The organism is Paenarthrobacter sp. JL.01a, from assembly GCF_025452095.1.
Classification (GTDB): domain Bacteria; phylum Actinomycetota; class Actinomycetes; order Actinomycetales; family Micrococcaceae; genus Arthrobacter.
Genome location: NZ_CP104877.1, coordinates 1,197,753 through 1,210,669, shown reverse-complemented (window position 1 = coordinate 1,210,669; position 12,917 = coordinate 1,197,753). Strand labels below are relative to the sequence as shown.

Genomic DNA, 12,917 nt, shown 5'->3' with positions numbered 1-12,917 from the left:
CCGCATCCGCAGCCGCTGCCCGAATGCGGCTTCCTAGTTGCCGGCATCACATCATCAATCCAGTGAGCGGACAATGCACTGCCGAGCGTGTAGTCACTTCGGATGGTCTCGGTGACGTCCCTGCAGGGACGTCACCGGATAGACGGCAACTGAGACAAGCGTGGTTGGCTCAGATCCAACGCCAGGGCGATGAACGACAGAACATTCGCGGCGTTCCGGCCTACAACCCAAGGATCGCCGATTTCCCACATAGAGACACGGCTGACAGCCACCCCAAAGGATGCTGCCAGCCGTGTCACGATCAGTTGCTGGCCTAACCCGGTGTAATCGTCCAGTCACCGCTCGACGTCACCTGCACAAACCCCGGCCCCGTCAGCTTCACGGTGCCCGTGTACGAGCCAATTGTGTTCACGGCCAGCTCAGAGCGGCCGCCGCCGTACCCCTTCACAACAAAATTCCTCTCACCGACGTAAGTGATTGCCGCCTTTGTCGACTTTCCGCCAAGGTAGACCACTTGATCACCATGGCCAGTGACGGCGCCATTTGTGGTGGGAATGGTTGTGATGTCTGCAACCGTGAGCGACCACGTACCTTGCGCGTTGATCGTGAACTCCGAAGTAGTTGAGCCAGTGGAGGTGTCAACAATATGAGTCCCTACATAGGAACCAATCGTGTTCACCAAGAGGCTGTCCCGACCGTTGGTTTTCAACACGGTATTGCTGCTGCACGGGTCGCATGTGAATGTCACGATTGCGGGAGCTCCGGAGAGGGAAGCCGCTACCACGTCATCTCCAACGCCGCTGAACGTCTGGGTTGCCACCTTGGGGGCCGCGGGAGCTGGCGGCTGCGTGGTCTTGGCAGCGGACGGAGTGGAGGAAGGTTTGGGCACAGCCGAAGACGCTGCCGAGGACTGCGCCGTCGGTTCCGCCTTGGCCGACGACGGGCTGGCCGGAATAGGAGCTGCTGCTGGCGCCGTGGAGCCAGCGCGCGTCGCATTAAAGGCAATGCTGACCACTATGAATGCGGCTGTCACAATGAGGGCGACAACCTTGTGCTTGTCGTACCCCTCAAGCGGCCTGCGATATTTGTCCGTCTGCTTGTTGGAAAGGACGAGGATGAGGTCAACAAGCGCCCAAACTCCCAAGCCTCCAAACGTCAAAAGCTTCGCGATACCGGTGCCGACCTTACCCAGGTAAAACCGATCCACCCCGAAAACACCAACCAGCAATGAAAGAATCCATGTTGTAAGGAATGACTTCTGTGGTGAGTGGGAAGGGAACTGCGGGGGCTGCGGCTGTGGGACTTGATAGCCGTGTTGCGCCGGCGCCGGCAAGTATCCTGGAGACGGCGGATTCTGGTATTGACCGGGGCCGGGCGGCGGCGAGTAACCCTCGGGCGGGTTTGGCGGCCTGTATCCTTCTGGATTTTGACTCATGAGTGGTCCTCTCGGTACCTGTTTCTGGGCACAGAAAATCAATGCGAATGGGTTTGATGCGAGTGAAACGCCTTAGGTGGTCTGCAATAAACGTGCTGAATGATCACTACGGCGCGTCGATTAGTACCCCCGTACTGCTCCCCAAAGACGCCGAGCCCTGCGCTCGGTAATGGGATACTACATGCCTTCGGAATATTGGCAAGTACGATGCTGGTTTGTGTCATCAAGTCGTACTAAGCGACCTTAGTGTCACACTAGAAAAGAACCAATTAATCAAGACTTGAGACCTATTTGCGTCCCGTCGGAGTTGAGTGGGAAAACTTGGAGAGTCTGTCTTTGTTCTTGCTGTGTCCTGTTTGGCATTTGCATGATAGGCAGGCTGACCTGCAGCCGCATCCAGAATCACAAAGGCTGTGATGGTGACAGACAGCCACCCTGACGGCGACGCCGGCGCCCGCTCCAGTCGTAACGCCCGCAGCCGCCATGCCAACGACGGCCGCAACGGCCATCATTCCGGCGAATGTGGCCTGAACGAACGCCGAGGCGCTCGATGATGAGTTGGAAGCACTCGGCTTTAGGAAAGTCGTCAGCAGCGCGGATACCCTACAGACTGCTGCCTTGCTAAACAACCATTCACCGGCGAACCCAAAGACTGCAGAAGCGGCCACCTGCGTTCCTGGTAAGGACCGAAATTCGGCGCTCAACACATGCGAACCTGAGGTGTGGTTACCGAAGAAGTCCTTGCCGCCGTTCTCGGCAACGCAATGCCAGACCCAATAAAAGGTGTCCCGTCACCCCCTACCCACACAACCGGTCCTGCACCTCCATAAGCGCCGACAGTATCTGGCTGCTCATCAGGTCACGCTCGTACAGGGTGCCGGGGTTCTGTCGCGGCGACGGCTCCGGCGCGGGGGAAACAGTCATGGTTGCTTCGTAGCGGCCGTCGTCGGAACTGAGTGCGATGGTCCGGAAGTCGAGGAAACCGCCCTTGGCGAAGAACCTCGGCGCGCCACTGCAGTCCGGGGACCACTTGTACACCCCCAGCGCGAAGGAGCCGATGACAGCCTTCTTCATCTCCGCCAAAGCGCCAGCGGAGATCAGCCGGCCACCGAACAGAGCAGCCATAAAGTCATTGATGTCGGACATCGTCGAGACCACGCCTGGCATTGGGGAACCGAGCCGTTCCAGTGCGGTGCCGCCGGAGACGCGCTTTCCCTCAATGCTGACGTAGCCCTTGAGCAAGTCAGGCGCGTCCGCTACCTCCTCGTCGATGGTGGTGTGGGTCAGCCCCAAGGGGTCGATGATGTCATCGCGAAGTATCTGCGGGTACGTCTTCCCACGGAACCTTTCCAGTATCAGTCCCAGCGCCAGGTTGTTCGAGTCGGAGTACTGGAACAACCCGACAGTCCGCGATTCCCAAGGCAACGTGCCGGCCAGCCTCAAAGCTTCAAGCGCAGTCAGCTCCTGATTGGAGGCAACAAAGTCATCCAGGCCCCGGAACATCACGTCTCCGTAGGATGGCATTCCCGAAGTGTCGGAGAGCAATTGCCGCAAAGTAATCGAGACAGGAGGCTTGAGACCAACCCCGAGACCCTCCAACAGCCCGTTGACGGGGTCATCAAGGTCGATCAATCCATCGTCAACGAGTTTCAGCACAGAGACCGCCGTCATGGTCTTGGTGACACTGGAAACCGGGACCCGATCCTGCGGCCCGGCTGGCTGCCTGGTGTCCAGGTCGCGAACTCCGTAGGCCTTCGACCATTCGCCGCCCGGCCAACGCACCTGCGCGAGGACAGCCACAGCGTCCTGGGCCATGAAGGCCTGCATCGCGTACTCCAGCGAGGCGATGGCCTCGGCGTCACCGAACGACGGCGACGAGGTTGAGGGCGACGGCGACGGGCCCGGCGATGTGCAACCCGCCAGAACCGAGGCAACCAGAAATGCAGTCAACCGAATCAGCCAGCCCCGGCGGCTCATCGACACACCAACCTTGACGAATCTCAGACCTCGGAGCCAGCACCGACCCCGGCTTGCGACGAGCCGATGAGCGCTGGTTCCTGGATACGGCTCATGGCCGCCACAACGCAGCTCCGCACGCACAAGTAGTGCTGCAGATACGTTGATCGTCCTCCCACGCCACCCGCGCGACAAGTATCAGCGTCAGCTCAGCACTTCCGCCTTCACCGGCTGCCGCCGACCCGCACCAGCCGCGGCCCGCTGCACCAGATACACCGAGGCCAGCACCAACAACGCGCCCACCAATTGCCAGCCGGACAACGCCTCCCCCAGGAACACGTACCCCAGCACCGTCGCGACCAGCGGGCTCAGGAATCCCAGGAACGAGACCACCATCGTCGGCAGCCTTTGAATCCCCCGGAACCACACTGCGTAAGCCACCAAGGCACCAATGACGCTGAGGTAAGCAAAGCCCGCAACGTTAGGCAAGGTGACCGACGTCGGAAGTCCTTCAACCAGCAGCGTCACCGGCAGGAGCATCGCCCCGCCCATCGCCAACTGGAGGCCCGTAAACCCAAGCAGCCCCACGCCGTCGGGCCTTCCCCAGCGTTTGGTGAGAACGATGCCGGCCGCCATGCTCAGCGCGCCCGCCATCCCGGCGAGAACGCCGATGACCGTCAGCGTCGCGTCTGACCGCAGGACCAGCAAGCCGACACCGGCGGCACCAACGCCACACGCCACGATGTGGGCAACGCGGATCCGCTCCCCAAGCAGGGGCACTCCCAGGAGCAGCACGAACAGCGGCTGAATCGACCCGACCAACGCCGCCACCCCACCAGGCAGTTGGTAGGCGGTGAAGAACAGGAGGAAGAAGAACAGGCCGATGTTGAGGGCGCCCAGGGCTGCAGCCTTGAACCACCAACTCCCCCGCGGCCAGGTACGGGTTACGAGCATCAGGACGATGCCCGCCGGCAAGGCCCGCACGGTTGCTGCCAGGAGCGGCCGTTCGGCGGGGAGGAACTGCGTGGTCACCAGATAGGTAGAGCCCCAGACCATCGGCGCAAGAGCGGTGATGAACAGGTCGCGAGGCGACGTTTTAGCCATTGTTCACTTCCATACATTTCGATATCGAACTATTTGATGTATGACAATGTAGGTGTTGTACTGTTTGAGGTCAAGCATGGGAGGGCAATGGAACGCGACGCGGTAGACACGATTCTTGATCAATGGAACAGGGAGCGGCCCGATCTGGACGTCAGTTCCATGGGCGTCCTTGGCAGGCTGAGCAGGGCAAGTCGCCTCGCATCGCTCGATATCCAGAAGTTCATGAACCAGTTCGGCCTGGAACCTTGGGAGTTCGATGTCCTCGCAACCCTGCGGCGCTCCGCAGCTGAGGCTCCCCTGACCCCTGGCCGGCTCGCCAGCCTGACCATGATCGGTTCCGCAGCCATGACCAACCGCGTCGACCGCCTGGTAAACCGCGGCCTGATTCACCGCGAAACCAACCCCGAGAACCGTCGCCAACTACTGGTCAGCCTCACGCCTGAGGGACTCGCCCTGGTCGACGAGGTAGTCGAGCACCACGTGGAGAACCAGCAGAAAATGCTCGACGGCCTCTCCAAAACCGAACGCGAACAGCTGGCGAACCTCCTGCGGAAGTTCCTCCTGGCAAACAACGACGGCGAACCCTCCTGAGGCGCCAGCCTCACCCATGCAAGGATGAGGCGTGGACACTTCCCTCCTCGTGAGGCACCGCGCTGGCCGGACGATCTTCGGATCCTTCACGTTCGAAACCGAAAGCGGAGTCGCGAAAAGCTACTTCACACCCAGCGAGGTCCGGAAGCTGGAGCGCGAGTCGAAACCGGACGAAGGCGGAATTGATTTCGGATTCGCGTCCGGCTTCGGGCCAAGCTGAGCAGTGCAGTGGGCAGAAGCCAGCAACGAGAACCTTCAAGCACTGCGACGTGCCAAAAGCGACATTACGTGCATCGCACGGCAAGACCACCGTCGGGTAATGAGCAGCCAAGCACTCGCGGTTGTTTCCGTAACTAAAGCCCTATGCTGCATTTGAGCGTGTTGTGGCAACGCCACCTACAAGCCCCTGATGGACCACCTACTTTTTGACTTTCGGTACCTAGTCCGTTTCCAGGGGCCTTGTGTTTGCGGGACAACCAACACCTAGACGAATTTTCTAACCACCTAGTTACCCATTTGACGTGCTTGGCTTCGGTCTTATGAAGCCAATTGGTGTGGGGACTCATGGATATGCAAATGAATCCGCCGCAACAAGACCTCGGCGGGTTGGTACGCCAGCTCGTGGGCGCTGTCGCCTCAACAGGTGCTGGTGGCTTCGGCGGGCCTCAATTGGGGCCCGCAGGATCGGCTGAAAAGCCACGAGTGGAAGCACTCTGAAACGATATTGGGGATCAAATGAAGTCTAGGTCATTATCTTCCTTGCTGGCTGCCGCGACGGTATCTATATCTATTCTGGGTCCAACTAATGTTGCCCTTGCTAAGGACGCGCTTGAACCACCATCCCATTCATCGGCCACAACGGAGCTTCCAAGCAATCCACTGTCCGCGCTCCAGACTTTGACGGCAGGTTCATCCTCAGCCTCAACTGAGGTCCTCTCTGATGTCGCAAGTGTTCCGACGAATGACGTCGGTGCCCATGCAATTGATGCGACAGTCAACGACATCCGCGTCGTCATTCCGACTGATCCGGTCGAACCGGTATCGGTTGAGTCTGCCACTGGGACCAGCATCAAAGTTTCATTGCCCTTCGCCGGTGAAGCGGCCAGTGCGAAGGAAGTTCTGAGCGGAGTCGTTGCTTACGACAATGACAATGGGTCTACAACTGTGCCTGTGGTGAAGAACGATGGTTCGGTTCAGATCATGACAGTCATCAATAACTCCGAAGCGCCGTCCGCTTACACCTACCGCATTGGGCTACCCCCAGGTTCATCACTCGCCAGCGAGAGCGACGGGAGCGTTTCAGTTCTCGCCCCTGATGGATCCCGCATCGGAGCCTTCGCGCCAGCATGGGCCAAGGACGCCCATGGCGCGGATGTGAGCACACACTACGAGGTTACTGGTACGACTCTGGTACAGGTTGTTGATCACTCCTCGGCCAATATCGCCTACCCCGTTACAGCTGACCCCTACTTGGGCATAGACCTCATTTCCTCGGCCTACTGGTCCGGTCGCACTTTCGTTGTGACACCCACGTGGTGGGCGCGTGCTAACGGAAACAGCCCGCTTATGCACCAAGCTCTTCTTTCCGAGTTTTGCAGCAAGTACGGCAGTGCGTGCAACACTCAGATGTGGTGGCAACTTGCCTGCCACGCTCAGTTCGCACCGTTCAAGGCGACTTGGAATCTTGACTCATGGCTGTGGCGGGACTCCTATTACGCGTACATCGCGAACTTGTGTAATTAGATGATCCGTACAGTTACACTAGGGGACGTGAGATGACATTGAATGCTCCATCACACCGCAAGAGACCGATTGTTCCGGTAGCAATAATTGCGCTTGGCTGCGCACTATTTATTAGCTGGATAATTGCCATGCACGTCGCGGGAACAATAGTTGACGAACAGAAAATCGACCCCAGTAGAACTCCAGTTCCGCTGATCTGGTTCGGTGCTATCGTCGGCCCGCTGATCGCGCTTTACGGATACCGGCTCCTTAGGAAAGCGAAGGGCTAGAACCCCAGCAATGCATCCGGGCGTGGGTCCAGGAACTTGGCAGCCCTCCGGTAAGCGAGCGTCACGTCACCTGGCGGGCTATTCGGGCGGAGCTGTCCGGGCGAACCGCAATACGCCCGGACGGCTAGCTGTAGTGTCCCGGCAGGTTGGTGACACGGGGCTGGGAGTAACGCAATCAAGAGGACCTCCAGGTGTTGTGTGGTGCTTGTCGAGAGCAAAACACAATGTCCAGGAGGTCCTCGTGTCCCACCCTAACGCGATCCTTGCCTCTGCCGGTCGGCTGAAACTGGCCCGGTGCGTGGTGGATGCCCGCTTGCCGTTGCGCCGCGCCGCCGAACGATTCAATGTCTCCGTGCCGACTGCGGCCCGCTGGGCGGGACGTTTCGTCGAGTCCGGGGAGGCCGGCATGCTCGATCGTCCCAGCCGACCACTGAGCTGCCCGCACGGCAGTTCTGATCAAGGCCGCCGGCAAAGAAGGCCCCACCATGCGCCCACACCACCGTTGGACCAAGCCCGAGCGCCCCCGAATCAAAGGCCGCCCGATACCAGCGGAGCCGAACCGGCCCCTCCGGTCCCGCCGCCAACGACTCGTCAAAACCGGCATCGACAACTCCGCTCAACAACTCCCCCATAGCTTCCGACCTTAGCCTCCCACCACGCCTAACCGTCTTGACTGAAAATTCAGTCAGGATTACAGTAGTCACCATCGCATCGAGTGATGCAGCTCACGAAAGGCTTGCAATGATCAGCACGCGCATTCGCAAAGACGCGGATTCCGCCGGTGCAGCATCCGCGCACAAGGACCGCTTTGGCCGCATCGAGTCGGCCGGCATCGAGTACATTCCCGACGACCAACGCACCTCCCGCCCCCGAAATCTCTTCACGGTGTTCTTCGGCGGCAACTTCGCTTTTTCCGTCATCGTTTTCGGCTGGCTTCCCATCACCTTCGGTCTGGACTTTGTCGGAGCAGCGACGGCCAGCCTCACCGGGCTCGTCGTGGGCACGGTTCTCATCGCCCCCATGGCCCTGCTGGGACCACGGACCGGCACCAACAACACCGTTTCGAGCGCCGCGCACTTCGGTACACGCGGACGCTTAATAGGTTCCGGACTCACGCTGCTGTTTGCCCTCGCCTATGCCGCCATCGCGGTCTGGACGTCCGGTGACGCCCTGGTCGCCGCCGCCGAACGACTGTTGGGAATACCCATCGACGGCACCACCCTGGCAATCGGCTACGCAGTGATCTCCCTGGAGATCGTCCTCGTAGCCCTCTTCGGCCACGGCACAGTCGTAGCCATGCAGAAATTCGTGGCGCCCGTCGTCGGCATTCTGCTGCTCATCGGCGTCGTCGCTTTTGCTCCTACGTTCAGCCCCACGAACGTGCACGCGGACTACCTCCTGGGCGACTTCTGGCCCACCTGGATCCTGTCCGCCGTCATTTCCGTGGGAGGGCCGTTGTCCTATGCCCCAACGCTGGGCGACTACAGCCGGCGGATCTCCCGCAAGGACCACTCGGACCGTTCCGTCGTCGCCGCAACCTGCCTCGGCGTCTTCCTTGGCCTGTTTGTCACAGCGCTGTTCGGCGCTTTCACAGCGTCGGCCATCCCCGAGCTCGGCGGTTCCTACGTCGCGGACCTGGTGAGGTCAGCCCCGGCTTGGTACCTGCTGCCGATCCTCATCATCGCGTTGGCCGGCGGCCTCGGCCAGGGTGTGCTCAACCTCTACGCCAGCGGCCTGGACCTCGAAGCCCTCTTCCCCCGCCTCCGCCGCATCCACACCACCCTCATCACGTCGGTCATCGCCGTCGGACTGCTCTACCTGGGGGTGTTCGTCTTCAACGCGGTGGACTCCATCACCGCCATGACGCTGGTGCTCAACGGATTCGCCGGGCCGTGGGTGGCCATCAACGTCCTGGGCTTCCTGCTGGTCCGTCGCGGCAAGTACCACGCCAAAGATCTGCAGCTTTTCCGCGCCAACGGCCCGCGTGGGCGGTACTGGTTCAGCAACGGCTGGAACCTGCGCGCCGTCATTCCGTGGGCCGTCGGATCAGTGTTCGGCGTGCTCGCGACCGATACGTCCCTGTACACCGGGCCGCTCTCGCAGCTCGCCGGAGGCATCGACCTCAGCTTCATCGGGTCCACGCTGATAGGCGGCGCCGGCTATCTGATCGCCGAGTGGATCTGGCCGGAAGCTGCCCGCAACACCGAGTCCGCACAGGCAGGAGGTGAGCACGTATTACTGTCAAACCATGAGTGAAAAATTAGTCAGGATCCTCAACGCCGCCACAACGTGCATCGCCCGGAGCGGCGTGCGGGGAATGCGGGTCAACGATGTCGCTGCAGAGGCCGGAGTTTCACCGGGCTTGCTGTACTACCACTTCACTGACCGCGCCGGCCTGCTTGCCGCAACGCTGGAACACATCAACAAGCAGGTCAGCAAGGACGACCCCTCCTCCCCCAACACCGTGGATCCTTCCCGCCACGTCCGGCACCTCCTCCTCGACGAAATCAAGGACGACGCCGACGTCCGCAGGAACTCGGTGGCCTGGAACGAGCTCAGGGCCTGCACGATCTTTGAACAGGAACTGGCCGAGCCGCTGTCCCGGACCACTACGGAGTGGAACCGGGAGATCGCACAGGCTCTCGCCGCTGCCAACGAAGGCACCAGCGAGGAAGAAGCCGCAGTGACCGCGGAGATCCTCACCAGCCTGGTCGAGGGCATCTCCGGCCGCTGGCTCAACGGATTCATCACCACCGAGCACGCCCGGTCGCTACTGACCACCGCAATTGACTCACTCACCGCAGCACGCCCCGCGAGTCCCCAGCAAACCGCAACACAGGGGCTGGGCAAATGAACTTCCCACACATCAAACGACGCGATTCCGCCGGAATCGAACCATCATGCAAGGACCCCTAGGGTCCCGTTAGGACGCACCACCATGGACATCATCGTCAACACCGAACCGCCCGTATCCTTCGCCCGGGGCCAGGAAACCACCCGCAAGCCGCTCCGCGTGGCCCTGGTCCAGCACCACTGGCGGGAAGACCCCGCCGAACTCACCTCGGTGCTCACCCAGGCGATCGGCCAAGCGTCCGACGCCGGTGCTGCCGCAATCTTCCTGCCGGAACTCACCCTCTCGAAATACCCGGCAAACGTCAGAGCCGACAAGAACCCCGGCCGCAATGCCGAAGACCTGCTCACCGGCCCCACCTTCGAGTTCGCCGCCAACGCGGCCCGCACCCATGGCGTCACCGTCCACGCATCCCTCTACGAGCGTGCAGACGCAAGCGACGGACTCGGCTTCAACACGGCCATCCTCGTCTCACCCCAAGGCGAACTGTTGGCAAGGACCCGCAAGACCCACATCCCTGTCAGCGCGGGCTACTACGAGGACACCTATTTCCGGGCCGGTCCTGCCGAAGATGCCTACCCGGTGTACCGTCCAGCGGAACTGGACCATGCCGCCGTCGGACTCCCTACCTGCTGGGACGAATGGTTCCCGGAGGTCGCGCGGCTGTATTCACTGGGCGGTGCTGAGATCCTGGTCTACCCCACGGCGATCGGCTCGGAGCCTACCTTCCCTGAGTTCGACCACCAGCCGCTGTGGCAGCACGTCATCACCGGCCACGGCATCACGAACGGCACGTTCATGGTGGTCCCCAACCGGACCGGCGACGAGGGCGACATCACCTTCTACGGCTCCTCGTTCATCTCCGATCCCTACGGCCGCGTCCTGGTCCAGGCGCCGCGGGACCGGGAGGCCGTTGTGGTGGCCGACCTCGACCTGGACCAGCGGAAGGACTGGCTGGACCTGTTCCCGTTCCTGACCACGCGTCGTCCCGACACGTACGCGGAGCTCACCCGTGATGTCGACTTCGAACACCCGCACGGCGCCACGTCCGCCGCCCAGACCGTGGGCCTGCCATGAAGTGGATGATGCCGAGCGAGACGGCCCGCCAGGAACGGGTCTGGATGGCGTTCCCGCCAGAGCGTTCTTCGATAGGAAATACTGCGGAGGAAACCCACGAGGCCCGTACGGCTTGGGCCGCCGTGGCTCACGCCGTGCTGGAATTCGAGCCCGTCACCATGGTGGTAGACCCGCCGGATGTGGAGATCGCGCGGAGTTACCTCTCGCCGAAGATCGATCTGGTGGAAGCACCCCTCGATGATGCGTGGATGCGGGACATCGGGCCCACGTTCGTGATGGGCGACGACGGCAGGCTTGGCGGTGTGGACTGGGTCTTCAACGGGTGGGGCCAGCAGGACTGGGCCAGCTGGGACAAGGACTCGCACGTCGGTGAGAAGGTAGTGCGCCAGGCTGGGGCCGAGTTGGTTCAGAGCCCGTTGGTCAACGAGGGCGGCGGGATCCAGGTGGACGGCCTGGGAACGGTGTTGGTCACCGAGACCGTGCAGCTGGACAAGTTCCGGAACCCTGAGCTGAGCAAGGCCGACGTCGAAGCCGAGCTGGCCCGAACCATCGGCGCTACGCACGTCATTTGGTTGCCACGTGGATTGACCCGTGACGCGCAGGATCTGGGAACGCGCGGGCACGTGGATATCGTCGCTGCCATCCCGTCACCCGGCGTCCTGCTGGTCCACTCCCAGCGCAACCCTGCCCACCCGGACTTCCAGGTCACGGCGGACATCATCGCGATGCTCGCCCGGACCCGGGACGCGCAGGGACGTGCGTGGGACATCGTGGAAGTACCCGCCCCAGAGACGCTGCGCGACGAGCTCGATTGGGTGGACTACAGCTACATCAACCATCTTGTGGTCAACGGTGGCGTGATCGCCTGCAGCTTCAATGACCCCGCGGACGCTGAAGCCCGGCGGATCCTCGAGCAGGCCTATCCGGGACGCAAGGTGGTCACAGTGGACTCCCGCGCGATCTTCGCCCGGGGCGGCGGGATCCACTGCATCACGCAGCATCAACCGGCCATCTGATCTAGTCGAGGCAGCCCGCCGTCGTGCATTAAAAGCACGACGGCGGGCTGCTGGCGTTTGCGGACCGCTTGTCATTTCGGAAATTTCCGACATATCATCTTCACGTGCCCTCCGACGTCTTCGGCGCCCTCGCGAACCCTTCGCGGCGGACCATCCTCGACACCCTCCTCGCCGGTCCCCTGACCGCGGGCGAACTGACGGGTCGACTGGAGCTCAGCCGCTCATCGGCGTCGGAACACCTGACCGTCCTCAAAGAGGCGGGGCTGATCCGCGAGGAACGGCAAGGCCGGCACAGGATCTACCACCTCCACCCGCAAGGACTGCGCGAAGTCAGCGGCTGGCTGCAGCGTTACGAGCGTTACTGGAATCAGCGGCTTGATGCCCTGGCCGATCTGCTGGACGACGAATCTACTGAACAGGAAAACACCCATGACTGAAAACGCCATCCGCCTCGAACGCACCTTCCCCCACCCCAAAGAATCAGTGTGGGCCGCCCTCACGACGCCGGAGCTCCTGGCCCGTTGGTGGGCACCTGGGGACATCGCGCCCGTCGTGGGGCACCGGTTCACCATGGACATGGGCGCCTGGGGCCAGCAGCCGTGCGAAGTCACCGCCGTCGAACCGGGCGAGTCGATCACGTTCGTCTTCGCCGAAGGCACCTTGGATACGACCATCACCTGGACGCTGGAAACGGTCGACGCCGGGACAACACTTCACTTCGAACACGCCGGCTTCAACCTGGACTCACCCATGGGACGGCAGGCCATCGAGGGCATGGGCAACGGCTGGCCGGGCTTGCTGGGGCGCATCGAGCAGGTGCTGGTGAGTGTGGGCTGATTGCGGGGGCGGCGGTTCCCTGCGACTGGCTCATATGT

The 12,917-nt window shown here is 61.7% G+C and carries 12 protein-coding genes and 1 pseudogene; 10 read left to right on the top strand and 3 right to left on the bottom strand.

Annotated features, from left to right (window positions below):
• Window positions 1-313: 313 nt before the first annotated feature.
• From N5P29_RS05915 to N5P29_RS05905, 3 genes are all read right to left on the bottom strand, one after another.
• Window positions 314-1,435 (bottom strand): TM2 domain-containing protein, encoded by a 1,122-nt coding sequence (locus N5P29_RS05915; protein WP_262277711.1) that lies wholly within the window; start codon window positions 1,433-1,435, stop codon window positions 314-316.
• Window positions 1,436-2,233: 798 nt separating this feature from the next.
• Window positions 2,234-3,385, bottom strand: coding sequence for a serine hydrolase domain-containing protein (locus tag N5P29_RS05910; protein WP_262277710.1), 1,152 nt, complete (start codon window positions 3,383-3,385; stop codon window positions 2,234-2,236).
• A gap of 210 nt (window positions 3,386-3,595) precedes the next feature.
• A complete protein-coding gene (locus tag N5P29_RS05905; protein WP_262277709.1) occupies window positions 3,596-4,495 on the bottom strand; it encodes an EamA family transporter in 900 nt (299 codons plus the stop codon).
• A gap of 87 nt (window positions 4,496-4,582) precedes the next feature.
• Here N5P29_RS05905 and N5P29_RS05900 point away from each other — a divergent pair, with 87 nt between their 5' ends.
• The 10 genes and pseudogenes from N5P29_RS05900 (at window position 4,583) to N5P29_RS05855 (ending at window position 12,879) form a co-directional block, all read left to right on the top strand.
• Window positions 4,583-5,086 (top strand): MarR family winged helix-turn-helix transcriptional regulator, encoded by a 504-nt coding sequence (locus N5P29_RS05900; protein WP_262277708.1) that lies wholly within the window; start codon window positions 4,583-4,585, stop codon window positions 5,084-5,086.
• Window positions 5,087-5,117: 31 nt separating this feature from the next.
• Complete coding sequence (locus N5P29_RS05895; protein WP_262277707.1) at window positions 5,118-5,306, top strand: hypothetical protein; 189 nt, start codon at window positions 5,118-5,120, stop codon at window positions 5,304-5,306.
• A 515-nt stretch (window positions 5,307-5,821) separates the two neighbouring features.
• Entirely contained in the window at window positions 5,822-6,829 is a 1,008-nt protein-coding gene (locus N5P29_RS05890) for a DUF2599 domain-containing protein (protein WP_262277706.1), read from the top strand.
• 510 nt (window positions 6,830-7,339) lie between these two features.
• Window positions 7,340-7,570 (top strand): annotated as a pseudogene (locus N5P29_RS05885) (helix-turn-helix domain-containing protein); the annotation flags it as partial.
• Window positions 7,571-7,839: 269 nt separating this feature from the next.
• On the top strand, window positions 7,840-9,354 hold the full coding sequence (locus N5P29_RS05880) for a purine-cytosine permease family protein (protein WP_262277705.1): 1,515 nt from the start codon (window positions 7,840-7,842) through the stop codon (window positions 9,352-9,354).
• The gene (locus N5P29_RS05875) at window positions 9,347-9,952 is read left to right on the top strand and encodes a TetR/AcrR family transcriptional regulator (RefSeq protein ID WP_262277704.1); all 606 of its coding nucleotides are present in this window, start codon (window positions 9,347-9,349) and stop codon (window positions 9,950-9,952) included. The genes N5P29_RS05880 and N5P29_RS05875 overlap by 8 nt, the downstream gene beginning before the upstream one ends.
• Window positions 9,953-10,036: 84 nt before the next feature.
• Complete coding sequence (locus tag N5P29_RS05870; RefSeq protein ID WP_262277703.1) at window positions 10,037-11,026, top strand: nitrilase-related carbon-nitrogen hydrolase; 990 nt, start codon at window positions 10,037-10,039, stop codon at window positions 11,024-11,026.
• Window positions 11,023-12,042, top strand: a complete 1,020-nt coding sequence (locus tag N5P29_RS05865; protein WP_262277702.1) for an agmatine deiminase family protein — start codon at window positions 11,023-11,025, stop codon at window positions 12,040-12,042. Before N5P29_RS05870 ends, N5P29_RS05865 begins: the two co-directional genes overlap by 4 nt.
• Before the next feature lie 104 nt (window positions 12,043-12,146).
• Entirely contained in the window at window positions 12,147-12,479 is a 333-nt protein-coding gene (locus tag N5P29_RS05860) for an ArsR/SmtB family transcription factor (protein ID WP_262277701.1), read from the top strand.
• Complete coding sequence (locus tag N5P29_RS05855; protein ID WP_262277700.1) at window positions 12,472-12,879, top strand: SRPBCC family protein; 408 nt, start codon at window positions 12,472-12,474, stop codon at window positions 12,877-12,879. The genes N5P29_RS05860 and N5P29_RS05855 overlap by 8 nt, the downstream gene beginning before the upstream one ends.
• The last annotated feature ends 38 nt before the right edge of the window (window positions 12,880-12,917 follow it).

Coding starts and splice junctions, on each gene's coding strand:
- N5P29_RS05875 (WP_262277704.1), top strand. CDS start 9,347: ATGAGTGAAAAATTAGTCAGGATCCTCAACGCCGCCACAACGTGCATC.
- N5P29_RS05915 (WP_262277711.1), bottom strand. CDS start 1,435: ATGAGTCAAAATCCAGAAGGATACAGGCCGCCAAACCCGCCCGAGGGT.
- N5P29_RS05870 (WP_262277703.1), top strand. CDS start 10,037: ATGGACATCATCGTCAACACCGAACCGCCCGTATCCTTCGCCCGGGGC.
- N5P29_RS05905 (WP_262277709.1), bottom strand. CDS start 4,495: ATGGCTAAAACGTCGCCTCGCGACCTGTTCATCACCGCTCTTGCGCCG.
- N5P29_RS05900 (WP_262277708.1), top strand. CDS start 4,583: ATGGAACGCGACGCGGTAGACACGATTCTTGATCAATGGAACAGGGAG.
- N5P29_RS05855 (WP_262277700.1), top strand. CDS start 12,472: ATGACTGAAAACGCCATCCGCCTCGAACGCACCTTCCCCCACCCCAAA.
- N5P29_RS05880 (WP_262277705.1), top strand. CDS start 7,840: ATGATCAGCACGCGCATTCGCAAAGACGCGGATTCCGCCGGTGCAGCA.
- N5P29_RS05890 (WP_262277706.1), top strand. CDS start 5,822: ATGAAGTCTAGGTCATTATCTTCCTTGCTGGCTGCCGCGACGGTATCT.
- N5P29_RS05865 (WP_262277702.1), top strand. CDS start 11,023: ATGAAGTGGATGATGCCGAGCGAGACGGCCCGCCAGGAACGGGTCTGG.